At 59.5% G+C, this 25,071-nt stretch carries 26 protein-coding genes; 6 read left to right on the top strand and 20 right to left on the bottom strand.

Annotated elements, in window-relative coordinates:
* Positions 1 to 59 precede the first annotated feature (59 nt).
* From bioB to panD, 6 genes are all read left to right on the top strand, one after another.
* Entirely contained in the window at positions 60 to 1,067 is a 1,008-nt protein-coding gene (gene bioB, locus FJV77_RS08360) for a biotin synthase BioB (protein ID WP_185970236.1), read from the top strand.
* Entirely contained in the window at positions 1,064 to 2,203 is a 1,140-nt protein-coding gene (locus FJV77_RS08365; RefSeq protein ID WP_142866332.1) for an 8-amino-7-oxononanoate synthase, read from the top strand. Before bioB ends, FJV77_RS08365 begins: the two co-directional genes overlap by 4 nt.
* On the top strand, positions 2,200 to 2,835 hold the full coding sequence (gene bioD / locus FJV77_RS08370; protein ID WP_142866333.1) for a dethiobiotin synthase: 636 nt from the start codon (positions 2,200 to 2,202) through the stop codon (positions 2,833 to 2,835). Before FJV77_RS08365 ends, bioD begins: the two co-directional genes overlap by 4 nt.
* A complete protein-coding gene (locus FJV77_RS08375; protein ID WP_142866334.1) occupies positions 2,835 to 4,100 on the top strand; it encodes an adenosylmethionine--8-amino-7-oxononanoate transaminase in 1,266 nt (421 codons plus the stop codon). The genes bioD and FJV77_RS08375 overlap by 1 nt, the downstream gene beginning before the upstream one ends.
* Positions 4,097 to 5,080, top strand: a complete 984-nt coding sequence (locus tag FJV77_RS08380; protein ID WP_142866335.1) for a beta-ketoacyl-ACP synthase III — start codon at positions 4,097 to 4,099, stop codon at positions 5,078 to 5,080. The genes FJV77_RS08375 and FJV77_RS08380 overlap by 4 nt, the downstream gene beginning before the upstream one ends.
* 61 nt (positions 5,081 to 5,141) lie before the next feature.
* Positions 5,142 to 5,594, top strand: a complete 453-nt coding sequence (gene panD / locus FJV77_RS08385) for an aspartate 1-decarboxylase (protein ID WP_142866336.1) — start codon at positions 5,142 to 5,144, stop codon at positions 5,592 to 5,594.
* Positions 5,595 to 5,789: 195 nt separating this feature from the next.
* On the opposite strand, the gene FJV77_RS32860 is transcribed toward panD, so the two are convergent.
* The 20 genes from FJV77_RS32860 to FJV77_RS08485 form a co-directional block, all read right to left on the bottom strand.
* Complete coding sequence (locus FJV77_RS32860) at positions 5,790 to 6,020, bottom strand: hypothetical protein (protein ID WP_246691190.1); 231 nt, start codon at positions 6,018 to 6,020, stop codon at positions 5,790 to 5,792.
* A 128-nt stretch (positions 6,021 to 6,148) separates the two neighbouring features.
* Positions 6,149 to 6,544 (bottom strand): hypothetical protein, encoded by a 396-nt coding sequence (locus FJV77_RS32285; RefSeq protein WP_185970237.1) that lies wholly within the window; start codon positions 6,542 to 6,544, stop codon positions 6,149 to 6,151.
* Positions 6,545 to 6,988: 444 nt separating this feature from the next.
* Positions 6,989 to 8,056 carry a GlxA family transcriptional regulator gene (locus FJV77_RS08400; RefSeq protein WP_142866337.1) on the bottom strand — a complete coding sequence of 356 codons (1,068 nt, stop codon included), beginning with the start codon at positions 8,054 to 8,056 and terminating at the stop codon, positions 6,989 to 6,991.
* Positions 8,057 to 8,359: 303 nt separating this feature from the next.
* Positions 8,360 to 8,929, bottom strand: coding sequence for a HupE/UreJ family protein (locus FJV77_RS08405; RefSeq protein ID WP_142866374.1), 570 nt, complete (start codon positions 8,927 to 8,929; stop codon positions 8,360 to 8,362).
* Positions 8,930 to 9,098: 169 nt separating this feature from the next.
* Positions 9,099 to 10,655, bottom strand: coding sequence for an ABC transporter substrate-binding protein (locus FJV77_RS08410; protein ID WP_142866338.1), 1,557 nt, complete (start codon positions 10,653 to 10,655; stop codon positions 9,099 to 9,101).
* Positions 10,655 to 11,275 (bottom strand): ANTAR domain-containing protein, encoded by a 621-nt coding sequence (locus tag FJV77_RS08415; RefSeq protein WP_185970238.1) that lies wholly within the window; start codon positions 11,273 to 11,275, stop codon positions 10,655 to 10,657. Before FJV77_RS08415 ends, FJV77_RS08410 begins: the two co-directional genes overlap by 1 nt.
* The gene (locus FJV77_RS08420; RefSeq protein ID WP_142866340.1) at positions 11,265 to 12,443 is read right to left on the bottom strand and encodes a transporter substrate-binding domain-containing protein; all 1,179 of its coding nucleotides are present in this window, start codon (positions 12,441 to 12,443) and stop codon (positions 11,265 to 11,267) included. Before FJV77_RS08420 ends, FJV77_RS08415 begins: the two co-directional genes overlap by 11 nt.
* 16 nt (positions 12,444 to 12,459) lie before the next feature.
* Positions 12,460 to 13,167, bottom strand: coding sequence for an urease accessory UreF family protein (locus FJV77_RS08425; protein ID WP_142866341.1), 708 nt, complete (start codon positions 13,165 to 13,167; stop codon positions 12,460 to 12,462).
* Positions 13,160 to 13,654, bottom strand: a complete 495-nt coding sequence (locus FJV77_RS08430) for a hypothetical protein (protein ID WP_140884292.1) — start codon at positions 13,652 to 13,654, stop codon at positions 13,160 to 13,162. Before FJV77_RS08430 ends, FJV77_RS08425 begins: the two co-directional genes overlap by 8 nt.
* 5 nt (positions 13,655 to 13,659) lie before the next feature.
* The gene (locus tag FJV77_RS08435) at positions 13,660 to 14,403 is read right to left on the bottom strand and encodes an urease accessory protein UreD (protein ID WP_185970239.1); all 744 of its coding nucleotides are present in this window, start codon (positions 14,401 to 14,403) and stop codon (positions 13,660 to 13,662) included.
* An 86-nt stretch (positions 14,404 to 14,489) separates the two neighbouring features.
* The gene (ureG, locus tag FJV77_RS08440) at positions 14,490 to 15,119 is read right to left on the bottom strand and encodes an urease accessory protein UreG (protein WP_142866343.1); all 630 of its coding nucleotides are present in this window, start codon (positions 15,117 to 15,119) and stop codon (positions 14,490 to 14,492) included.
* 9 nt (positions 15,120 to 15,128) lie between these two features.
* A complete protein-coding gene (gene ureC / locus FJV77_RS08445) occupies positions 15,129 to 16,844 on the bottom strand; it encodes an urease subunit alpha (RefSeq protein WP_142866344.1) in 1,716 nt (571 codons plus the stop codon).
* The gene (locus tag FJV77_RS08450) at positions 16,837 to 17,538 is read right to left on the bottom strand and encodes an urease subunit beta (protein WP_142866345.1); all 702 of its coding nucleotides are present in this window, start codon (positions 17,536 to 17,538) and stop codon (positions 16,837 to 16,839) included. Before FJV77_RS08450 ends, ureC begins: the two co-directional genes overlap by 8 nt.
* Before the next feature lie 39 nt (positions 17,539 to 17,577).
* Entirely contained in the window at positions 17,578 to 18,285 is a 708-nt protein-coding gene (locus FJV77_RS08455) for an ABC transporter ATP-binding protein (RefSeq protein ID WP_142866346.1), read from the bottom strand.
* Positions 18,286 to 18,297: 12 nt separating this feature from the next.
* A complete protein-coding gene (locus FJV77_RS08460; protein ID WP_246691184.1) occupies positions 18,298 to 20,049 on the bottom strand; it encodes an ATP-binding cassette domain-containing protein in 1,752 nt (583 codons plus the stop codon).
* Between the two features lie 67 nt (positions 20,050 to 20,116).
* Positions 20,117 to 20,953 (bottom strand): branched-chain amino acid ABC transporter permease, encoded by an 837-nt coding sequence (locus FJV77_RS08465; protein WP_142866348.1) that lies wholly within the window; start codon positions 20,951 to 20,953, stop codon positions 20,117 to 20,119.
* 152 nt (positions 20,954 to 21,105) lie between these two features.
* Positions 21,106 to 22,266 carry a substrate-binding protein gene (locus tag FJV77_RS08470; RefSeq protein ID WP_246691185.1) on the bottom strand — a complete coding sequence of 387 codons (1,161 nt, stop codon included), beginning with the start codon at positions 22,264 to 22,266 and terminating at the stop codon, positions 21,106 to 21,108.
* A gap of 724 nt (positions 22,267 to 22,990) precedes the next feature.
* Complete coding sequence (locus FJV77_RS08475; protein WP_142866349.1) at positions 22,991 to 23,635, bottom strand: response regulator transcription factor; 645 nt, start codon at positions 23,633 to 23,635, stop codon at positions 22,991 to 22,993.
* 3 nt (positions 23,636 to 23,638) lie between these two features.
* A complete protein-coding gene (folD, locus tag FJV77_RS08480; RefSeq protein ID WP_142866350.1) occupies positions 23,639 to 24,541 on the bottom strand; it encodes a bifunctional methylenetetrahydrofolate dehydrogenase/methenyltetrahydrofolate cyclohydrolase FolD in 903 nt (300 codons plus the stop codon).
* A 26-nt stretch (positions 24,542 to 24,567) separates the two neighbouring features.
* On the bottom strand, positions 24,568 to 25,071 hold a 504-nt coding region (locus tag FJV77_RS08485), incomplete at its 5' end, for a formate--tetrahydrofolate ligase (protein WP_142866351.1).

Raw genomic sequence — 25,071 nt, forward strand, 5'->3', positions numbered from 1 at the left:
GGCCTCTCCATTGGTGGCCAGGTTCGTGGGCGCCATATCGCCACAACGCAAGGAGCAGAATGGAAATGCACGCAGCGACTTCGGAAAAGACCCTGCCTGACGCTCAATCCTTAGACGGCGGCCGGATGTGGACCCTGGAAGAGGTTCGGGCACTGCATGATGCCCCTTTCAATGACCTGCTGTTTCAGGCGCAAACTGTTCACCGCCAGAATTTCGATCCAAACAGGGTCCAGCTCAGCCGGCTTCTCAGCATCAAGACGGGCGGCTGCCCGGAGGATTGCGGCTATTGCAGCCAGTCGGCGCATCACGAAACCGGCCTGAAGGCTTCGAAGCTGATGGAAGTCAGGCGCGTCATCGCCGAGGCGACCAAGGCGCGTGACGCCGGTGCCACCCGCTATTGCATGGGTGCTGCATGGCGAAATCCCAAGGCGCGCGACATGGACGCGGTGGTGGCGATGGTCGAAGGCGTGAAGGCGCTGGGCATGGAGACCTGCATGACGCTGGGCATGCTCGATCCGGACCAGGCGCAACAACTGAAGAAGGCTGGCCTCGACTATTACAACCACAACATCGATACCTCGGAACGCTACTACAACGAGGTTATCTCGACGCGCACGTTTGCCGATCGGCTGGATACGCTGGCCAATGTCCGCGACAGCGGCATCAAGGTCTGCTGCGGCGGCATTGTCGGCATGGGCGAAGAACCGGAAGACCGGATGGACATGCTGGTGACGCTGGCCAATCTGCCGGAACATCCCGAAAGCGTTCCGATAAACATGCTGATCCCGATCGCCGGCACCCCGCTTGCCGAAGCCAAGCCGATCGAGCCGATCGAATTCGTGCGCGTGATCGCGCTGGCGCGCATCATGATGCCGAAATCGCATGTGCGTCTTTCCGCCGGTCGCACCGCCATGACCGACGAGATGCAGGCGCTGTGCTTCTTTGCCGGCGCCAATTCGATCTTCGTCGGCGACACGCTGCTGACGGCGGACAATCCCGGCGAGGACAAGGACATGCTGCTGTTCCGGCGTCTCGGCATCGAGCCGATGGAACTCGAGGCGCAATGAACGAGGCACCTCTTGCCCGCTATGACGCAACCTTGCAGGGACTGGCGCGCAAGGACCGGCTGAGGACGCTGTCGCCGCGCGCCGGTCTCGACTTCTCGTCGAACGATTATCTCGGGCTTGCCGCCTCGAAGAGGCTTGGCGATGCGGTGGCTGCGGCCATCGCGCGGGGCACGCCGGTCGGCGCCACTGGATCACGGCTGCTGCGCGGAAACGCGCCCGAGCATGAGGAACTGGAGGCGGACGCTGCTGCGTTCTTCGGAGCTGACCGCGCGCTGTTCTTCGGCAGCGGCTATATCGCCAACTTCGCTCTGCTGACCTCCCTGCCGCAGAAGGGAGACCTTTTGGTCCTCGACGAGCTTGCCCATGCCAGCATGCATGAGGGGGCCCGTGCTGGCCGCGCCGAGTTCGTGCTCACCGCGCACAATGACGTCGATGCCTTCGAGGATGCAATCACGCGCTGGCGCGCCGAAGGCGGCACCGGGCGCGTCTGGATCGTGGTCGAAAGCCTCTACAGCATGGATGGCGACTGCGCGCCGATAGCTGCCCTGATCGCCCTTGCTGATCGGTACGAAGCATTCATCATCGTCGACGAGGCGCATGCCACAGGTATCTGGGGACCAGACGGCCGCGGCCTCGCCGCCGCTTTCGAGGGCCGCGACAACATCGTCGCACTCCACACATGCGGCAAAGCGCTCGGCGCGTCCGGCGCACTCGTCACCGGGCCGGGACTGCTGTGCGACTATCTCGTCAACCGCTGCCGACCTTTCATCTATTCCACTGCGCCATCGCCGCTGATGGCAGTGGCAGCGCGCGAAGCGATTGCGATGCTGTCCGATGAGCCCCGACGCCGTGTCCAGTTGCAGGAGCGCGTTGCCTTCGCGGGCCGCCAATTGGCCGAGCGCTGCGGCGTGAAGCCCAGCGGCTCGCAGATCCAGCCCTTTGTCATCGGCGACAACAGGCGCACCATGGCGGTGGCGGCGGCGTTGCAGGCGCGCGGTTTGGACATACGCGGCATTCGTCCGCCGACGGTGCCAGAGGGCACGTCGCGCTTGCGCATTTCGCTGACGCTCAATGTCGACGACGCCGACATTTCGGCCATGGTCGAGGCGCTCGTCGAGGTGTTGGCCTCGGCATGACCAAGCGCATCGTCATCACCGGAACGGATACCGGCATCGGCAAGACGGTGTTTTCAGCCGGGCTAGCCGGCCTTCTCGACGGCTTCTATTGGAAGCCGGTGCAATCGGGCCTTGACGGCGAGACCGACAGCGAGGTCGTTGAACGGCTCGCCGGTCTGCCGCCAGGGCGCGTGCTGCCGGAAGTCTACCGCCTGAAGAGCCCACTTTCGCCGCATCGTTCAGCCGAACTCGACGGCGTCGCCATCGAGGCGGCAAAGCTCTCGCTTCCAGCCTTGCCGGGTCCGCTCGTCATCGAAGGTGCCGGCGGACTGATGGTGCCGCTCAACCGCCAGACAAGGTTCATCGACATATTCCAGCAGTGGCAGCTGCCGGTCGTTCTGTGCGCCCGCACCGCGCTTGGGACGATCAACCACACGCTGCTGTCGATCGAGGCCCTGAGAGCCCGTTCCATTCCAATCATTGGCATCGCCTTCATCGGCGACGAGGTGGCGGATTCGCAAAAGACGATCGTGGAATTCAGCGGCGTGCCACAGCTCGGCAGGCTTCCGTACCTCGATCCGCTGACGGACGAAACGCTAAGAGAGGCGATGGTTGCCGGCTTCGACCTCGCCCCGATCGCTGGAGTTGAATGATGCCTCAGTCTCAAGTCTGGCATCCGTTCACGCAGCACGCGCTCGAGCCAGCGATCCCCGAAATCGTCCGGACGGAAGGCGCCTACCTCCACAAGGCCGACGGCACGCGCATCCTGGATGCCATTTCTTCCTGGTGGGTCGTCACGCACGGCCACCGCCATCCCCGCATCATTGAGGCCATCGAAACGACCGCGGCGAGCCTTGACCAGATCATCTTTGCCGGCTTCACCCACGAGCCGGCCGAACGCCTCGCCAAGGCACTTGTCGGCCTCGCTCCCGCCGGTCTCGACTGGGTGTTCTACTCCGACAGCGGCTCGACTTCGGTCGAGGTCGCGCTGAAGATGGCGCTCGGCTATTTCCGCAACATCGGCGCGCCGCGCTCGCGCATCGTGGTCATGGAGCACAGCTATCATGGCGACACCATCGGCACGATGAGCGTCGGCGCCCGCGGTGTGTTCAACGCTGCCTACGAGCCGTTGCTGTTCGAGGTCGATACCATCCCCTTCCCGGCCGCCGGGCGAGAGCAGGAGACGCTGGACCGGTTCGAGGCCGTCAGCCGCGACCGGCATGCCGCCGCGCTGATCGTCGAGCCGCTGGTGCTTGGCGCCGGCGGTATGCTGATGTATCCGGCCTCGGTTCTGACCGAACTGAAGAAGATCGCCGAAGCTTCGGGCACGCTGCTGATCGCCGACGAGGTGATGACCGGTTGGGGCCGCACCGGAACCATGTTCGCCTGCGAGCAGGCATCCATCTCTCCGGACATCCTGTGCACCTCGAAGGGCTTGACCGGAGGCGCCATCCCGCTGGCGGCGACGCTTGCCACCGACACCATCTTCCGGGCCCATTTTTCCGACGACCGCAAGAAGACCTTCTTCCACTCGAGTTCCTACACCGCCAATCCGATTGCCTGTGCGGCCGCACTCGCCAATGTCGAGATCTGGCGCGACGAGCCGGTAGCCGAGCGGGTCGCGGCCCTGAGTGCAAAGCAGGCCGCCGGGCTTCAACGCTTTCGCCATAACCCTCGCTTCACCGACAGACGGGCGACCGGGACGATCACGGCTCTCGATCTGCGCACCGGCTCCGCCGGCTATCTGGCCGAGATCGGGCCAAAACTGCGGGCTTTTTTCCTCGAGCGCGGCCTGCTCGTGCGTCCGCTTGGCAATGTCCTCTATCTTCTGCCGCCCTATTGCATCACCAGCGAGGAACTGGACGGTGTCTATGACGCCATCGAGGAGGCCAGTGAACGGTTCGGTTCGGGGCCATGAGCAGGTCGTCGCGCATTCTCGGGTTCGGCCATTATGCGCCGGCGCGCAAGGTCGAGAATCAGGAGATCGAAGATAGTCTCGGGCTCGAGCCAGGCTGGATCGAGCGGCGCACCGGAATTCGTTCGCGCTTCTGGGCGACAGATGAAGACACGCTGTCCGGCCTTGCTGTGCGTGCAGGCGACATGGCGCTGGCGAACGCCGCTATTGATCGCAGCGACATCGGTCTCCTCTTGCTTGCCACCTCGACGCCCGACCACCTTCTGCCGCCCAGCGCACCCCTCGTCGCGCACAAGCTGGGACTTGGACGAGCAGGTGCGATCGATCTGACCGGCGCCTGCGCCGGCTTCATCTATGCGCTGATGTTCGCGGACGGCTTCACTCGCTTGCACGGCAAATCAGCTTTGGTCATCGCCGCCAACATCCTCAGCCGTCGCATCAATCCGGCCGAGCGCGCAAGCTCGGTCCTTTTCGCCGATGCCGCCGGCGCCCTGGTGATCGGTCCGTGCGAGGATGCTGATCGGGGCATTCTCGGTGCCTCGGTGCATTCAGACGGCTCGCGCTACGGGCTGATCCAGATCCCGGCGGGCGGAAGCAACATCCCGTTCCAAAATGGCCTGGATCTCGAACAAACCCGAATGACGATCACCGATGGCCGTGAAGTGTTCAGCAAGGCCGTGGAGATGATGACCGCTTGCTCACTGGACGCACTTGCGGCGGCCCGACTGCAGCCGCAAGACATCCACCGGTTCGTACCGCATCAGGCCAATGCCCGCATTTTCGATCTCGTCGGCAAAAACCTCGGCATTGCCGATCATGCGATCGTCAAGACGATCGCCGAATACGGCAATTCTTCCGCCGCGACGATCCCACTTTCCCTGTCGGTGGCCAATCAGACGGAGCCGTTTCGGCGGGGCGAGAAAATACTCCTGGCGGCGGCAGGTGCGGGACTCAGCGGCGGGGCCCTCGTCCTCGGAATTTAGCCCAAGCGAAGCCGCTCAACATCAGGACTGGCACTGTGAGATGAATAGGACAACGGGACCAATGCGAAAAATAGTCGCCGGCAAACTTCATGGCATCAACGTCACCGAAGCGAACCTGAATTACCACGGATCGATAACGCTGGACCCCGCCCACTGCGAGGCAGCTGGAATCCTGCCGATGGAATTCGTCGAAATATGGAACAAGAATTCTGGGGCACGGATTTCGACCTATGTCATGCTCGGTGAGCGCGGCTCACGATGCTGCATCCTGAACGGCGCGGCCGCCCGCACCTGCCAGCCTGGCGACCAGATCATCGTCTGCAACTCTATCTACCTCAACGAAACGGAAATCACCTCGCTGAAACCGCGGATCGTCACCTTTGACCAGGACAACCATATAAGCGACCGTCTGACCTACTCGGTCGATCTCGACGCGCACGGCCAATACACCTTCTCGATTCTTGACGAGTCCCAAGAGGCATTGGCCATTCCCGCCCTGGTCTCCCGCGCGTGACTCGGCCCCGACACATCCCCGAGTTTTCCATCGGTTGATTGTCTTCCGGTCGCCTCGGACCGTACGCGCTTGACAAAGCAGCGCCGGCCCCTCCAACTTGAGGCATTCACCAGGGGGGGGTCCCGGCAAGGGGCTGAGATACCGCTGGCTTTCGCGGCGCATTGGCTCTGACGCATATTTGCTGGCATGCTGCTCCTATGATGCGCCGATCAGTCGTGCTTGCACCAGATCGAGCTTTGCTCTCCCGTACATCTGGCGTTTGATGAGCTTTAACCGTGTGATCTGACCTTCCGTTTGCCCATTTGACCACGGTTTTCCACGCCGCCGGTGGCCGGTGCGGGCGACAACCAGTTCGGGGACGTTCACCTCGATTGCCGCCACCAGGATCGCTTCGGATTTTGCAAGGTCATCGCGTGTGGTGGTCATGAGCCGGTCGCTCGTGCTGATGGCGTTCTGGCGAGCCCACTCTGATTGGCCTTTTCCGCGAGGCGTCGGCGTTGAGCCCATTGCGAGACAACACCAATTCTGCCCAGAAAGGCCCTTTCTTTAGGTTGCTATTCTTCGTACCGGCGCTCCAGCGCGTCGGCGATTCGCTCGCAAAGCAATTCTGACGTCACGACTGTGAGGTGGACACGGAGGTGAACTCCGTGTGTATCAACTAGGGTAGTGACAATACCACGATCAGAGAACTCGGCGAGGTCGAGAACATCCTGGACGATGAAGTCCGGTCTCTGACGAAGCCTCATAGGGCGCTCATCCAACGGGTTCTCCTCCCAAATTGGTGGCTTTCCGGGCAGGCCGAGTCTAATTCGCTGGAATTCGGCGTAGCTCTCGGCAACGGCTTGAGAGTTGAATAAATGACGAGTCACTTTGCCATCTTCGATGACCTGAACAATCCGTTGGCCGCGCACATTTCTCAATCGCACGTCATTCGGCTCTCCGGCAACCATATTCGCGATCCGTTTCAGCAATCAAGAGAGAGAAATAAGAGTGGAAGTTCCAATCCGCGTTATCGCTCTGTAGACAAACAACTTCCCCCACGTGATATTCGAATGGATTTCGTCGCTTCACGACGGCCAATCCATTCGATTCAGTCAGAATGCTCGGCATATCGTCGATGGACGACGGGCTGCGGTTCCACCCTCGCCGAAACTAACCGCAGAAAACCGTCGCCCGAAATCATAATCACCGCAGCCCTGGCCGAATGGTTACACACAAAGTGAGGAAGACCCCCTCCATCTTCCATCATCATTGGCCTCGCACACATAGAATTCCTGACATCCCGCGGCCGGAATAGAGCGCGCCCTGGAGCCCGACCCTTGGATAAACCGCCTGCGTGCGAAGGGACGTGAAGGCGTGGGCTGCGGGGGGCCAGCGCTTAGCTCCTTCGTCAGCTAGGCCGTCATCGATAAACTCTGGTGGGAGGCCTCGCTCCGTTCCAATCCGAGCAGCGTTGGGTCCATCAGATCGGCGTGCCCGTTTGCACGGGCCGCCAGTCGTGTCTGATGCGGAGGGCATCCGTAGGCTTCGCGATAGACTTTGGAAAAGTGCGACGGCGAGATAAAACCGCAAGCCACCGCGACTTCCACGACCGGCAAGTTTGTGCTCACAAGAAGCAGCTGCGCGCGCTCCAGACGCAGTTCCATGTAGTATCGGTTCGGCGAGCGCCCCAACTCTCTGTCGAAAAGCCTTTCGATCTGCCGGCGCGATATCCCGCTTAACGCGACAAGATCGTCAACCGGCATAGGCTCATCCAAGCTTGCCTCCATCAGGCCAATGACCTTCATCACTGCCTTGTGGTTGAGCTTGACACGGGAGTGAAGGGGCAGTCGCTGTCGCTCCCCGGCCGAGCGCATTCGGTACGCGATGGCTTTTTCGCACACGCGGTTGACGACGACTGAACCATGGTCACGTTCAACCAAGTGCAGAAACATGTCGAAAGGTGCATCCCCACCCGAGCAGGTATGCAGATCGGCATCATGCTCAAAGGCCGTCTGGGTGGACTCTATCCCCGGAAACTGCTCGCAAAATAACGGAAGCTGCTCCCAGTGAACGGCGCAACGGCGCCCGTCCGCCAATCCAGCCCGCGCGACAACGACGGTGCCACTGCCGATGCAAACGAGGGGGATGCGGCGCATGCGGCATTCCCTTAGCCAGGCATCGAGTTGCCTGTTTGGGCGCGGGATGGCGCTGCCGCCGCAAATCACCGCGGCTGACGTCAAGTTTGATTTTTGGGTTCTCTCGCGTTCATTTCTCAACGCGGAGTCGACGCCGACGGTCATCCGGCAACTCGAAATCACAGGTTGCCCGTCTTCAGATACGACTTGCCAGCTGTAGACGTTTTTCCCGATTGATTCGTTGGCTAACCGCAGGACTTCCACCGCGCAGGAGAACGCCTGAAGCGAGAAATCAGGCAAGAGGTAGAAACTAAACGATGTGTGCGCGTTGTGTAGGTTCGCCATCCTGGCTCCTCCTCATCTGTGCTATCTTTTTTCTCGGCGAAGGGAGTGGGCTCCATCTCCTCTTTGCGCCACTACCGGAGTGAGGTGCGCAGGGTTCGCGGACAAGTTGCCCCCCTATTCCGGAGGCCGGCGCCAAGCTGATCTTCCGACAAAATATTCGCTAAACCTCAATCCGACCGAGCATCAGGCTCATGGGGGCTACTTCCCGAGGCACCGTCGAGGCGAGTTACTCGACCTCATCACGCCAAGGGATTCCCCTATCTCGCCAACGCCGGCTATCCTTCCACCTAAAAACAGAACGCCCTAGATAACGCCTGTGACCAGGGCGCCTCCTGCAACCGCAACAATGGCTCCTGCGAGACGGACCAAGGTTTCGCCACGCGGCCCGGCTTTGCTGGCCATCCCTAGCCCGAGGGCAAGGCCAGAGGCATGCAGCAGCACCGTCGCGATAGCGAAACCAGCACCATAGGCAAGGCCAGCGACATTTTCCGGCATCTCGGCGCCATGGGCGTAGCCGTGGAAGAAGGCGAAGAAGCCAACCAGCGCCATCGCTGCTGGTATCATGATCCTAAAGCCAAGTGCGACCGCAGTTCCGAATGCGACGATCGACAGGCCAATGCCAAGCTCAACGAAAGGTGCTGGGATGCCCGCGAAACCGACCGCGCCGCCAATGGCCATGACCGAAACGAAGGCAGCCGGCACCAAACACAGCGCGCGCCGACCCAGCTGAGCAGCGAGCAGGCCGACCATGACCATGGTGAGCACATGATCGACGCCACCAATCGGATGCCAGAAGCCATGCGCGAAGCCGCTGGTATCGCCGACCCCGACATGGGCGCTGGCTGTTGATGAGCTTGCGACGAGCATGGCCATGACGGCAAATGCCGTATTCGGAATCCTTTTCACCGTAGTCTCCTTTATTCGTGTTGTTGATCATGACCGACCGTCACCTCCTGCTTTCTGAGCGTGGTGTCGGCGGGCCGGGAGTGGCAAACAGCGTTCGACAAGGGCTCGCGCTGTTATGAGTGTCAGATTGGTTCTATCAAACGCCAGAATCCATCCATACGTTCTTGAACGAATGCCAGTTCTGCCTTGGGTTGCGAAACCCCTTTACCCGAGGGTGATAGCAGACTGAGCCGCGTCGCAAAGTCAGCATTGGCAGTACTGGCAGATCGTCCATGATCAATAGGTTAGCCTCTCGATACAACTGTCTTCGGTGATCGTCACTTTGGGTTTGTCGAGCCTTGTCTAGCAGGCGGTCCACAGCGGGATTGGAATAATACCCCGCATTGAATCCGAACGGAGAACCGTTCCGGGAATGCAGAACTTGCTCCAGCCAGACATCGCAGGACATGCCCCAGCTCATCTGCGAAACGCCTGCGCCGTACGGCACCCCGGATCGCCATTCGTTGCAATAGGAAACCCAGTCTTCTGTCCGCACAATCTCTGCGCCGAATCCGATCGCCTCAAGATTCCTCGCCAGATACTCGCAAATTCGGGTGGGCATGAGTTGGCCAGAGCCGGCGCTCGCGGTCATGATGCGCAATCGCCAACCCGGCGGGACCTCTGCTTCCTTTAAAAGTTGTAGGGCACGCTCGGGGTTGAATTCATAAGGAAATTTATACCCTTCGTCGAAGGACGGCGAAGCAGGCGGTAGCATGCCGGATGCGACGGTGGTGTGACCACGGAAGATGCTATTGCTCAATCCTTCCCGATCAACTGCGTGTGCAATGGCGTGACGCACTCGAACGTCGCTCAGGACCGGATCTTTCATGTTGAAAATGAAGTACCAGACATAGGGCACCTGGCTTTCAATGACCACAAATCCGCGCCGTTCTAATTCGCCGAGATCGCTCCCCTCTAGGCCATAGGCCAGATCGACGTCGCCACTGAGCAATGCGTTGTACCGATCTTCAAGGCTTGGATACGGCTTGAACTCAATACCTTTGAGCTTGGGCGAACCACCCCAGTAATCCTCATTTCGCCGTAGCCGAACGCCACCGCCGAAAGCTGTTGAAAAGCGATTGTCGACACGAAATGGGCCGGTGCCCGGCGCATGGTCGGCAATGCCTGAATTGCCATACTTTTTCAGGGCATTTGGACTGATAAAGACGTGCGCCCCCGGCGCGTCCTCCTGGGTCATGTAGCGTAGGAACTCTGGGAAGGGTTCCTTTAGCGTGATAAGGATTGTAATAGGCCCCGTGACTTCCACGGATTTGAGCGCTTCGAGACCAACCCGGTTGTAATCGGCCGCCACAGGAGAATATTGAGGCGCATCGGGGTTCCACATGCGTTCTATGTTGAACAGCACGGCCTCCGTATCGAACGGAGTTCCATCGTGGAATCGGACATTTTCCCGCAAGCGAAACAGATACTTGAGTCCGTCGTCGGAGATCTCGACCGAAGTAGCGAGCGCGGGTACAAGTCGTGTCGGACTGGCTACCTCATCTTCCAGATCGTCCTCATATAAACTCTCGAACATCTGCTGGACAACTCTTCCCGTATTCCAACCACCAAACGACGCGGGCGGATCGATCGGGTCGACCTCCCAGTCAAGGGCGACACGCAGAATAGAGTCTGAGGTCCTTGCAGGTGCCATCACAATGCTTCCTTCGGCTTAATTCGAAAATTTGGATCGCTCAACTCCGACCCGCAGGCCAGAACCTGGTCCGCGACCTTGGTCATCGATTCGCGTCCTTCCAGGGACCAGCGGCGGATGCATTGATACGCATGCTCCTCGCTGATCGATCGCTCCGCCGCGAGGAGCCGGACCGCGTTATTTACGACGCGGCGCGACCGCAGGGTTTCGTCCAGCTTCGCGATCTTACTGTTCTGCCGGCGTTCGAACCGGTAACGCGAAGTTGCCACCGTCAACGTCGACATTATCCCGAAGGGGTGGATTGGCTTGCCGATGACGGCCTGCACGTCCGCTTCAAGCAGTTCGCGGACGACCGTGGGGCTCTCATATTCGACCATGCCGATGAGGGTGCCGTCCCGGCCTCTCTTGAGGGTGCTCACATCGAGTGAAGAGTGGCCGCCGAAAATGCAGAAGACGACATCGGCATGAGTCGGCCAACGATCGGGTACCGGCCACAGGGTGTCCACTTGGCATCCGATCCGCTTTAAGTGCCGGACAAGTTCATCACAGTCCGAATCCGGTGGGTGGACCACACATGCTCGAATTTTACGCAGTTCACGGATCAGCGCCTCACCGGACATTGTCGATCTCCTCGATGCGGCCAAGGCCCACATAGTTCACAAGGTACGGGTCCGGTTTCATCGCCTTCTTAAACTCCGCCACGACCCCGAATTTTCGCCCCGACTCCGTCATCCCGATTCTAGGCCAGAGATAGGTATGGCCGTTGTCCGGATCGACCATGACCACGCCCTGGGGAGCCGAGATCTCGAGGCCGAGCACCTCCGCGCGAAGCCGTTCCGGATCCAGCGTTCCCGCGCGTTCCAGCGCTCGCGCAAAGAGCAGCACGGTAAAATAGGCAGCCTCCGCACAGGCATCGGCCGGGCGCTTAGCTCCGAAGCGTTGGTGATAACTGGCAACGAAACTGCTGTTTCGCGCCGATTGCACCGTTTCGAAATAGGGCGCAGAGACAATGTGACCCGGCGACGGCTCGAACCACATTTCCTGGAGATGTGCCTCGTTGGTCGTAAGAGAGGCGATCGGCATAACGGCCGGATCGAGTTTCTCGGCCGAGTAAGCATCGTAAAGTGCCGCGATTCCTGGCCCCACCACCGTTGAGAAGATGACATCGGCGCCGAGCGATCGCGCTTCCTTGACCACATCCAGAAAGGCATCCCTTTGAGCGCCGAACGGCAGATAGTGTTCGCCGACGATACTACCTCCGATTTCGGAAAGGAGGTCGCGCATGATCCTGTTGGATTCTCGCGGGAAGAGATAGTCGCTGCCGACGCACATTAGCTTTCGTCCGAAGCGCGGGAACAAATATTCGGCGAGGGGCAGGTGCAACTGGTTGGGGGCAGGGCCAGTATAGATGACGTTGGACGAATATTCGAATCCCTCGTAGCCGATTGAATACCAGAGCAAGCCTCCGCGACGCTCGACGACCGGAACCACAGCCTTTCGGCTGTATGACGCCGAGCAGCCGAATATGTTGGTCACGCCGCGGTCCATGAGGAGCGAACTGGCGAGTTGGGTATAGCGCTGCGGATCGGAAGCCGGATCCAGGATCAAGGGAGAAATCGGCTTTCCAAGTACGCCACCTGCGACGTTTACCTCCGAAATCGCGAGTAACGTTCCTTGCAACTGCGAAGTCTCGGCAATCGCCGTGATCCCGCTTCTTGAGTATAGGACCCCTACCGGCCATGTGCCTTCCGAGCGAAACGACTCCTCGAGTTCGCCAATGGCGGACATCTCTTTGCCTCCCTGGCTAAGTTGCAAACAGGCGCAGTGGATTACGCTGAAGTTGCAGCATCGCAATATCCAATTCGAGCGTGGTCGAACTCATGTCGTCCAGATCCAAGAGTAGGGCCGTTTCTGCAGCCCGAACAATGGTCGGGACACATTTATAGAGAAGAACCTGCGCTTCGGCGGATCCCATCCGGCCGAGTCGCACGGCTGCCGAAAGGAGGCCGCTTGCCGTGCCACGTAACTCTGCTAGGAGCGTGTTCTCGATGCCTATTCCCCTTGAGGCCGAAACGGCTGCTGCGACAACAGCTATGTTGCCGGCCTCGCCCATCTGCACTTCGCGGCAGAACGGATCGAGCACATCGTGCGGCCAGACCTGAAGGGCAAGTTTCGCCAGTTGGCGACCGCATGAGGTCGATGCTTTCCGGGCCGGAACCGACAGCTTTGTGGCGAGAAGACGCTCGTCGACATCATGCAATTGGCCGAGATCGGCCACCGAAAACATCCGATGTGCATGAGCGGCTGCAACGGCGTCGCTGCGGCCCGATCCGTGGAGCAGCACCGCTTTGACGACTTCCGCGATTTGGGCCGAGTTCTTTGGAAGCTCCTCCAGTATTCCTTCCAATCCGCTGGAATGGACATAGCGCCCGATCGGCAGCGAACTGTCGGCCAACTGAAGGGCCATCAGGAAACTCGTGTCTATCGCCGTTCCTGCCCACATTTCATTCATGAGCGTGGCCTGTCATCAAAAGGGGGCAAGAGGCACCTAGCCGAACGTAGTCAAAACGCAGCGACAGTTCGCCGAACTGGAGGTCTCGAACCGTCTTCGTCATGACGTCCTCGCTCGACAGCATCGGCACGAGGATAGAGCAACCGTCCACCTCGACCGGTACATGCTGGTTGCCGAACGCGTGGCCGATAAGGGCAGCCTGCCGAACAATATCCTCAACCGAGTTGGTCTGGCTGAGGTCAACGATAAGGGCGGGCTCCTCGGGCCTGCACACGACCACCGTGTGATCCTCGCTGTCAAATAGAACAGCGCCGTGAAAAAGGTACTGGCTGTGCTGCATCGATACCGCGAAATCGAGCCCGCCCTTCGTGCGCCGCCGAAGCCGTCGCTTGCTGGCGTCCACCCAAGGCACGTCAAGGAAATCCAATGTCCCGCCGTACCGTTGCACTGCGTCCAAGGCGCCAATAATTCCGTTCGAGATAATCATGGGACCTATTTCCTCTTAGATGGTGCTGGCGCCCCAATCATCTGCATTCGAATCCGTGACCAGGCGTCTTCCATGAGACGCGTGATGGTTGAGGACGACCGGGCGAGGACACGGACTATGATGCCTATCGCTCCGGGCAAGGCCCCCACGCCCAATCTAAAATCCTCGCCGGTCATCTCCAGAGACGAAGCGGCATCGTAAACGCCCTTTGCGTTGCCGCCTGGAACGAGCGCCAGCAGGTTTCCCCAATAGAGAAAGGAGCCAAGGACGCCTCTTATATTGATCGGCATCGTCGTCGGTTCCATGAGTGTGCGATCCGTGAAAAGCGTGTTGCCGCCGACCCTAATCCGCGTTTCCAGTTTGAGGCGGTTGAACGCGAAAATTTCGCCGCGGGCCAAACGTCCCGGCGCGACGATTTCGCTCGCAATGAGCATTGAACCCTGGTCGATGTCGATCGTCGTCTCCTGGTCGTAGGATGATAGCGCCTGCGGGATGAGTTGGTCCGGTAGGTACTCAATGTACGACCCCTGTTTTGCCTCCAGCAGCACCCTCTGAAACGCTGATCCGTCGAGCATGCGGTGGAGCTTGGTCGCGGACGTGCTGGTGACATGAAGCTTTCCGCCGCTGCGCGCAGCAATCCGCAGTTCCAGCTTGTCGCCGCTGAACACCGCGCCCGAGGGATTCTGGACATAAACGAAAGCCATGTCAGGCTGGCTCTCGTCCAGAAAAAGGGGTGTGGTGAAATGCAAGGGAAATCTCTGGGCCCGACGCATTAGGTGTGTTTTCCCCCGGCAGTCGGCTGCAAATTCCAGGTCAAGTAGGCCGGACGAGCGTGTCATGCCGGATCAAGAACCGCACAGCCGAACAAGGCATCCCTTTTTATTGTGGCAAAGACCTCCGAAGCACCCTCCGTCGACCGCAAATTCGTGTAGATGGTCGCCTTTTGAGGACGGTTTGCCCGAACGTCGTTGCGAATGCGGTTCAAATCAGCCCCCACATGCGGAGCGAGGTCGACTTTGTTGACGACAAGGAGATCGGCCTGGAGCATTCCAAGCCCGCGCTTGCGCGGTATGTCGTCGCCTGCGGCGCAATCGATCACGAAGATCCAATAGTCGACGAGTTCGGAGGAGAATGTCGCCGCCAAATTGTCCCCGCCGCTCTCGATAAGGATCAGATCAAGTGGGTTGTCGCGTTCCAATGCGTCAGCGGCCTGAATGTTGACCGAAGGATCCTCCCGGATCGCGGTATGAGGGCACGCGCCGGTTTCAACGCCGATGACCAGAGTCTCTTCGATGAGACCGCTCGCCTTGACCCGGATCGCGTCCTCTAGAGTCACAAGATCGTTTGTGATGACCGCGGGCTTCAGCCCCGCCTCATGGATGAGGGGCAGGAGACGCTCGATTAGCCTCGTCTTCCCGGAGCCCACCGGACCACCGATGCCGATGCGAACGGCCTTTGCGGACATGAAACTCTCCTATTTCAACGTATAAAGTGTGCCAAGCGGCACCTTGCTGGCTGGAAGCGACGTGCAGTGCTCACCGTCGACTTCCACTCTGTAGGTTTCCGGATCCACCGTTATATTCGGTACTTTGTCGTTCCAGAGCATGTCCCGCTTGGAAAGCTTCCGTGTTCCTGACACCGGGACGCAGCGTGCCCGCAGGTCCAGCTTTCCGGCAATATTGAGGTCGATGGCCCGCTGGGACATGAAACGCATAGAAAGCGACTGGGCAGCGCGTCCGAACCAGCCCCATTGCGGCCGGTAGCGCAGGGGCTCGCAGCAGTAGAGGGATGCGTTCGCCTCGCCCATCACGGCCATCACCGGGAAGCCTGACTTGAAGACAGCCTCCGGCTTTACGCCGAACATTGCCGGCTTCCAGAGCACGAGATCGGCCAGCTTGCCCGGCTCGAGCGAGCCGACATATTTCGCCACGCCGAACATGCGTGCCGGATTGATGGTATATTTGGCGATGAAACGCTTGATCCGGGTGTTGTCGTTGCCGCGGCCGCTGTCCTCGGGGAGGGCTCCTCGCTGCGCCTTCATGCGCGACGCAGTTTGCCAAGTACGGGTGATGGTTTCGGCAATGCGTCCCATCCCCTGGGAGTCCGACCCTATCGCGCTGATGGCGCCGATATCGTGCAGCACGCCCTCGGCGGCGATGGTTTCGTGGCGGATCCGAGATTCGGCAAAGGCGATATCTTCCGGCAGTCTCGGATTGAGGTGATGGCTGACCATCGCCATGTCGAAATGCTCGTCGAATGTATTGACAGTGTACGGGTTAGTCGGGTTGGTCGACGAAGGCAGGACGTTCTCGAAGCCGCACACCTTGATGATGTCGGGGGCATGGCCCCCGCCCGCACCTTCGACGTGGTAGGCGTGGATGGTACGGCCGTCGATTGCCTTCAAGGTACGCTCGAGGAACCCAAACTCGTTCAGCGTATCGGTATGCAGCTGGATCTGCACGTCCGCCTCGTCAGCAGCCATCAGTGCTGAATGGATCGAGGCGGTTGTGGCACCCCAGTCCTCATGAATTTTCAGCCCTGCGGCACCCGCCTCGACCTGCTCTATCAGGGGCTTATGACTATCCGAGGCGGCCTTTCCGAAGAAGCCGAAGTTAAGCGGGAACGCCTCGGCTGCCTGGAGCATATGTCCGAGGTTCACAGTGCCGGTGGAGGCGATCGGAACGGTAGTGGCCCCAAGCCCACCGCCGAACAAGGTTGTGATGCCACTGGCCAGCGCCTCTTCGCACTGACCGGGATCTATGAAATGGACGTGGCAGTCAATGCCGCCGGCCGTAACTACCAGGCCCTCCGCAGCACGAACGTCCGTGTTGGTACCAACGATCAATTTCGGGTGCACCCCGTCCATGATGCGGGGATCGCCGGCCTTGCCGATCCCGGCGATCAGGCCGTCCTTGATCCCTATGTCGGCCTTGATGATGCCAAGGACCGGGTCGATAATCGTGGCATTCGTTATCACCAGGTCGAGTGCACCGCCTGCCGCAGTGATGTGGCCATGACAGCCGGTGCCCACTCTCAGCGTTTTTCCCGCCCCGAAGACGAGTTCGTCCCCCGGAACCAGGAGATCCCGCTCGACTTCCGCCCAGAGATCCGTGTCCCCGAGACGAACCCCGTCTCCCGTCGTCGGCCCGTACAGCTCGACATATTGGCGGCGCGACAGCATCTTAGCCATGGTGGGCTCCCCTGAACCCTTCGGCTGCTGCGCGTACAACGGCCCTGCGCTTCACCTCCGGATTGTCCAGGTCACCATCGGTAAGGTTGTTAAGCCCTTCGACGCGCCGTTCGCCGCCGATGGCAACAAGGTCGACGGCCTTCTCGTCCCCCGGCTCGAACCGGACCGTCGTTCCCGCCGGAATGTCGAGACGGAAGCCAAAGGATGCGGCTCGGTCAAACTCTAGCTCGGGGTTTACTTCGAAGAAGTGGAAATGGGAGCCGATCTGGATGGGGCGGTCGCCAAAGTTGCGAACGACCACACGCGTAGTCGCACGACCGACATTGATCTCTATTCCTTCTTTCGCCAGGCGATAGCCGCCTGGTTTGTCCTCCTCCTCGCTATCCTGTGGCAGGCCGAGGGGGTCGTGGACACAAACAAGCTTCTGACCGTCCGGAAACATCGGCTCGACCATCAGCATTTCCAGAAGCGGCACGACGCCCGGCTGAACGTCATTGCGCTGCAATACGGTGCGACCCAAAGCCATCAATTCTGAGACCGAACTACCTCTTCTTGCCCCTTCGTGGATGGCATCGGCTATTATCGCTCTGGCCTCCGGCAAATTCAGCCGTACGCCTTCGGCCAGACGGCGCCGAGCCATCCCCGCCGCCGCGAAAATCAGAAGTCTGTCGCTTTCCCTGTTGGTCAGATACACTAGATGCCCTCGCCTTTTTGAAGTCTTTTTCCGGAATGATCAGAGGCTTATGTGGGCCGCGATCTTTTCGTGTGTATCCGGGTCGCGTGTGTTTCCGGACCCCGATATTTCGCCCTTATCCAAGAGCACGTATCTATCGGAAACAGCGCGGGTGAACGGAATGTTCTGTTCAACCAGCAGAACGCCGAGGCCCGAGCGATCCCTCTCCGTCTTGATAATTTTCACCAGATTGGAGATGATTGAAGGCTGCATGCCTTCGCTTATCTCGTCGATCAGGAGCAGCTTGGCCCCGACTGAGAGGGAGCGTGCCATCAGCAGCATCTTCTGTTCTCCGCCACTGAGCGTGCCGGCTTTCTGCTGCAACCGCTGGAGGAGAAAAGGGAAGCAACGGGCAATCGTCGCCTTTGTCTCGTCCCAGCTTGCCGAGCCACGCATCGCCAAGCGAATGTTTTCCTCAACCGTAAGGTCTTGAAATAACGCTTTTTCCTGCGGCACATAAGCTACACCAAGCCGGGCAATCTGATGGGGCCTGCTGTCGCTGATGGCATGCTGCGCCATCGACACGGAGCCTGAAAACTTCGGCAAATACCCCATGATCGACTTGAGAAGCGTACTCTTTCCCATGCCGTTCTTGCCGACCATAGCGACGATTTCGCCGCGGCCAATCTCCAAGTCCAGGTTCCGTATTACGGTCGCCTGTCTATATCCGCTGCTGAGACCACTCACAGCAAGCATTGGTTCCGTCATGATGCTTCCTCCTCAGTGCCCGGACCCGGCATAGACTGATTTGACGAGCTCGGAATTCACGACCTCATCAACCGAGCCGTTAAGAACAATCCGGCCTTGGTGCAGAACGATCACCCGTGAAGAAATCTCGCGGACGAAATCCAGGTCGTGCTCCACGAGCAGAATGCAAAGTTGCTCAGTTCTGGCGAGTTCCGTCAGTATCGTTCCGATCAGCGTGCGTTCAGCCTTGGTGAGACCGGCCGTGGGCTCATCCAGAAGGACGACCTTGGGCTCGAGAGCCAACACCATTGCCAGTTCGAGCGCTTGCTTCTTTCCGTGCGACAGCACTTGTGCAGGTACGTTGAGATCGCTGTGCAGACCCGTGGCCCGGACGACGTGCATGGCGGAAGGCGGAAGGTTGCAAACACCGGATTTCTGCCACTTAGACAAGGGATCCAGGCGCGCCCGGGCTATCTGGAGGCACTCGCCGACTGTCAAGCTGTCGAAGACGTTGGCCATCTGGAACTTGCGGCCGACACCGAGACGCACGCACTCTTCAGGCGGACGATGAGCGATGTCGTGGCCAGCGATTGAAATCGTGCCGCCGCTGCGCTTTGAGCCGTCGGCGATGCAGGTCATCAGGGTCGTCTTACCGGCACCGTTGGGCCCCACGAGACTGACGATCTCGCCATAGGTGGCTTCGAAGTCGATGCCCGACAGGACCTCCAGGCTGCCGAACCGCTTCTCGACCCCACTCACGACAAGCGCCGGTCCACGGGATTCAACCCCAATGATGTTGCGACCGCTCCTACTCGCCTGGCGCAGCTGGAGCTGAGAGTATTGCTGCGGCTGGGCTATGCCAATGCGACCGCGTAACCAGTTGGCGGCATTCGAAACCAATGGCAGGATACCGCGCGGCAGGGCCACGATGACCGAGACAAAGACTATTCCGATAGCAAGCTTCCACACAAAGGGAAAATCGCCCTGCAGGTGCGCACTGGCATAGTCGATGATGATCGTTCCAATCACAGGCCCGAACAGCGTGCCACGCCCGCCAAGTGCGACCCAGATCAGTAGCTCAGTTCCGAACGTGAAGCCGGCGATTTCAGGGGCAACCACCATCGTATAGTTGGCGTACATCCAGCCGGCTATCGCGCCGATTGCGGCACAGATCAGAAAGATCACTGCCTTGATGTTGGAGGTGTTCAAGCCGAGATACTTGCACCGTTGCTCGTTTTCCCGGATCGCGGTCAAAAGCCGTCCAGCGTCGCTGCGCGTGTACATCCAGGCCACTGTCGTCAGCACGACCAGCCAGACCCCGACGGCCCAGAACCACGCCTCAGAGCTGAGGGGAATGGTGTCGAAGCCGGTCAGGCCGCTGCTCGAGCCGGTGTAGGTTCCACCGGAAAACAGAAGCTGCGTGACGATGATCGGCAGGACGAGGGTGATTACCGACGCATAGAGCGCCGACGCGCCATGCCAGAAAGCCAGAAATGCTACCAACCCGGCGAGAGCGACCGCGACCGCGATGCCGATCAGGAGAGCGGCGAACGCATATTCAGCCGAAAAGCCGCCATAGGTGAAGACCAATGCCGTTGCGTAGGCGCCGACCGCGAAGAATGCCGACTGACCGAAAGTCAGGACTCCGAGGTAGCCCCAGAGGATGTCGACCGACAGCGCGATTGCTGCATAGATCATTGACCTCACGAGCACGTTTACGGAATACGCATCCATGAAGAATGGTGCAGCGCCAACGCCGATCAGAGCGATCGAGGCGACGATCATCATCCTTGTCAGAGGGCGAACCTGGGGTCGTTGAAGGGAACTGCTTCCCAATTCATTTACGTTTGCGTTACTCATAAGAAAACCCCTGGGGACGGATACGGAGTATGACAGCGGCCAGAACGGCAATCGTCATGCCGCCGAGAACCGAACCGAAATAGTTGCTCACGACGACCTGGGCGCCGCCCAGAACAACGCTCGCGACGGCTAGGCTGAAGAGGGAGGAACCCGAAACCAGCACGAGCATGAAGGCGCTGATCAGCCAGGCGACGCCCATGTTTGGATCGACGCTGGACAGCGGCGTTATCAGAGCTCCCGCCACCGCCGCCAAACCGGAGCCGAGCGTGAACGTTATGGAGCGGACTAGGCCGCTGTTGATGCCGAGTCCCCGCGCAAGGTCCTCGTTCATGATGACCGCGCGCGTGGAAAGGCCTAGCGATGTGCCCCGGAGCGCAGCCGTCAAGCCGAGGCCAAGCAGCAATGCAAGGGCCGTTAGGATTAGCCGATAGGTTGAGTAGGGCTCACCAAGGACGCTTATCACGCCTCTGATCGGAGGCTCGGCAAAATGAACGCCGCGATCAAAGACAAGGGTGATGATCTGCCCGATGATGATGCTCAGGCCCCATGTGGCCAGAATGGCATCGAGGGGACGATTGTATAACGAGCGCACCACGACACGTTCCATGCCAAGACCGACAATTCCACCGAAGATCGCCGCCAAGGGTATACCAATCCAGGGATTTAGCCCCATCGCAGTGGCGATGACGGCAGCATAGCCGCCCAGCGTCATCAATCCACCATGCGCGAAGTTAATTAGCTTCATGACACCGAACACAAGAAGCAATCCCGACGATACGATGTATAAGATCGCTGCGGTTGTTATTAGATCAAGTAGTACCGGAACCATATAAATCTCCGAGATTTCCTCTGTGGCATTCTGTATTAATCTTTCAAATGAAAGGCGGGTTGTACATCACCTCATCTGGAGGACCAATACAGAATCGTCACTATTTTATTGGTCAACAGAGTCAGGGGGCGCAAAGCCCCCCCTGTCTCTGGTCACAGATTGGGGCATTGCTCGCCCGGATCCACGTTGGCGTAGGATCCGATGATCTTGGTGTCGCCCTGAGCATTGACCTGTGCGAGATACATCGTCAGCGGAGCATGGCGCTGTTTCGACATCTTCACCGGACCGCGGGGGCCGTCGAAAGTCACCTCGCTCAGAGCCTTCACGACCGCATCCGTGTCCGTCGTCCCGGCCTTCTTGACCGCCAGGGCGTAGAGATGAACGGCATCGTATTGCGGCACCGACAGTTCATTCGGCGTTTCGGTCTTTTCCCCGAATTTCGCATGCAGCGCTTTCAGGAACTGCGCATTCTTCTCCGATTCGATACCGGTGTAGTATGTGCCGCCGAGATAAATCCCTTCGGCGTCGGGTCCAAGCGTCTTGGCGGTACCTTCATCGAGCGCGTAGCTGCCATAGTTGGCGGTGATGCCGGCCGACCGCAATTGCTTCGTGAACGTCACGTTTGGCGCACCGGCGGCAGTCGAGGTGATGATGGCGTCCGGGTTAGTCGCGCGGATCTTGCTGACGATCGCCGTCCAATCCGTCGCATCCATTGGATTGTATTCTTCTCCGACGAGCGTTCCGCCCTTCTCGGCGATGTACTTGTTAGTATCGCCAAGAAGTCCCCGGCCAAAGGCGTAGTCGCTGCCAACCAGAAAGAACGTCTTTGCGCCATGATCCTTCATGAAGTAATCAACCATGAGGGAAACCATTTGCTGCGGCACCCAGGCGTCGATGTGCTGATATTTGTTGCAGGAGGAGCCTTCATAGAAGGAGGTGTAGATGTACGGAATCTGCCCCCGCGTGATGATCGGCAGGCCGGCGTTGCGGGCTGCCGTCGTTTCCATTGCAATGATCGCGTCGACCTTCTTTTGAAAGACAAGGGAGTCGTAGGCCTTCTGGGCTCCGGCCGCGCCGGACGCGTCGTCGGCCACCTCTACAACCAGCTTTCTGTTCAGCAACCCGCCGGTATCATTGATTTCGGAGACTGCAAGTTCGGTCGCCTGAATGACAGACGGGGCCACGACGCTGTTTGCGCCGCTCAAGCCGACAGGAATCCCCAACACGATCGGATGGTCTTCCGCAACTGCGCTCCCGGCCCATAGGGCAGTTATGGCAAGCAACACTGAAATCTTCTTCATCGATTCTTTCATTTAAGTTCCCCTTTGTGATTTTGCCCGCTCAAAGTGCCAAACGACATCCATCCCGTTGAGCAGACGGGCGACCGTCAGCCTAGCGTGTGATGTCAACGATTTTTTGAGATGGATGTTAACCAACAATTCCGCGCGTCGAGGCAATTGTCCTGAGCGTGGCACGTGGTCTGGGGGTGGCTATCCCGCCACCATAACAACGATCGCACATATTCAAGACGGCGTCAATGATTAGTATTCGGGGCTGCGTCGCTTGACTCTCACGGGAAACCACGGCGGGCCTAGCATACCCAGGGCGCGCCTCGCGCAGCGACGCTCCGGTTGAACGAAGCGCCTGATGCGGAAATGGTGCGCCGGTTTGCGGGTGAGGCTCTGTTTTGAAGGATTGCGTCTAATGAGGCGCAATCCTCAAAACGGAGCAATGAGATGGGCCGATATGAGCCCGCTTCGCCGACACATGATCGAGACATCACCATCCGCAATCCTGGCCGGCCACGCAACGGTCCTATAAACATGTCGTGGCGAAGTTTCCCAACATTGGACCGCTATCCGGACCGGGTTGGCCCTCAGGACATCCGTGCTTTCCAGGTGCCATGTGGTCGGGACCGGGAGGGCGTGTGCGCTGCGGTTTTCTACGGCGTGACCTTGAGCCATGCCAGCGGCGAGAGCCGAGCTCGGCTTACCGCTTGTCGCCTGGGAAACGCCACCTGGGACGCAGGCCTTACGCTTAATGTTTCACATCGGTGAGAAACAGCGCAACCGCCATTGCCCGATTGCGGACGTCGAGCTTATCGTACAAATTTTTCAGATGGTACTTTACCGTGTTCTCCGAAATGCCAGTCCTGGCCGCAATCTGTTGATTGGTCCAGCCATTGGTGAGTACAGTGAGCAATTCCAGTTCGCGCGTCGTTAGGCATGACAACGGCGTTTCGTTGATTTTGGAGACATCCATGAAAGGTATGCAGATGCGGCCGTTTGCGACTGCAGCAACCGTGTCGAACAGAATGCCGGGATCGTCGAATTGATAGCAGAAGCCGTGGGCACCGAGGCGTACACACCGCTTCAGAATGCTTATGTCATGATCATTGCAGAAGATGACCACGCGCGTCGCGAACTGCAGACGCCGAAGTTCGATCAGTAGTTCGCCAGCGTTCATGTCGGATAGCTTCCAGCCGACGATTGCGATGTCGAAGGCCGTCTGCGTCTCCTCAACTGCCTTCAGAAACGCCTTGCCGCTCTGGACGCCGGCCGCGAAGTCGAAACGTTCGTCGCGGATGATGATATCGCGCAACGCCGAGATCACTAGCTGATTGCGCTCGGCAATGAGCAGCCTTTTCGGCCATGTCGATTTTTTGACGCCGCCGCCGTGCATCGATCAACTGCAAGCTTCGAGAGCAAACGCCCGGCCGGCCGCACGGGAGGCCGCGGTCAAAGTATTGGCCATCAGCAATGCAATCGTCATCGGCCCTACGCCACCGGGGACGGGCGTTATGGCGCCTGCCTTTGTGGCGGCTTCTTCAAAAGCCACATCCCCGACTAGGCGGGCCTTGCCGTTACCGGCGCCGGAAATACGGTTGATGCCGACGTCGATCACGGTCGCCCCGGGCTTGACCCAGTCCGCTTTGATCATTTCAGGTCTACCAACAGCCGCAACAAGGATGTCGGCGCTTCGGCACAGCTCCGGGAGGTTCTTGGTGCGGCTGTGGGCGATAGTCACGGTGGCGTTGGCGTGCAGCAGGAGATTGGCTATCGGCTTGCCGACAATGTTGGAGCGTCCGACCACTACAGCGCTGAAGCCCGACAGATCACGGCCGTGCACGCGCTCGATCAGAATCATCGAGCCGGCCGGCGTGCAGGGCACGAAGGCGGTGTCGAGTTGACCCGTGCCCAGCTTGCCGACATTGATGAAGTGGAACCCGTCGACATCCTTCTCCGGCGCGATCGTCTGAATGATGCGACCGGAATCGATGTGGTCCGGTAGGGGTAACTGTACCAGGATCCCATGGATCCCAAGATTAGCATTGAGCTTTTCGACTAGCGCGACCAACTCTTCCTCGGTCGTGTGCGTCGGCAGCGCATGCTCGGTCGAATGGAACCCGCACTCCTCCGCTTTCTTGCCTTTGGACGCGACATAGACCTGACTGGCCGGATCCTGGCCTACTATGACCACCGCGATACCCGGAACCACACCGGTTTCCCCGGTCAGCTGTTGGGCGACCACTTTTAGCTTTGCAAGCACATCCGCTGCAACCGAAGTGCCGTCGATTATCTTTGACATATTTAAACTCCTTCCGCGTGCCCTGCTCAGCTAAGGCCTTCGATGTCGCCGTTTTCGTTGAGGTAGATGTTTTCCGAGGATGGCTTCGAGGGCAGGCCGGGCATGGTCATGATCTCGCCGCAGATGACGACGACGAAACCGGCGCCGGCAGACAGCCTGACCTCGCGCACGGCCACGGTGTGGCCGGTCGGCGCGCCGCGCAGGTTGGGGTCGGTCGAGAAGGAATACTGGGTCTTGGCCATGCAGACCGGCAGGTTGCCGTAGCCGGCCTGCTCCCAGGCGTGCAACTGGTCGCGGATCGACTTGTCGGCGATCGCCTCCGAGCCGCGATAAATGCGCTGGACGATGGTGTTGATCTTCTCGAACAGCGGCATGGCATCGGGGTAGAGCGGCGCGAACTGCGAAGCGCCGGATTCGGCGAGCTGCACCACCTTGTTGGCGAGGTCCTCGATACCGGCCGAGCCCTTGGCCCAGTGCTTGCACAGGATCGCCTCTTCGCCCATCGAGGCGACGTAGTCCTTCATCGCCTG

Source organism: Mesorhizobium sp. WSM4306, from assembly GCF_007003975.1.
GTDB lineage: Bacteria > Pseudomonadota > Alphaproteobacteria > Rhizobiales > Rhizobiaceae > Mesorhizobium.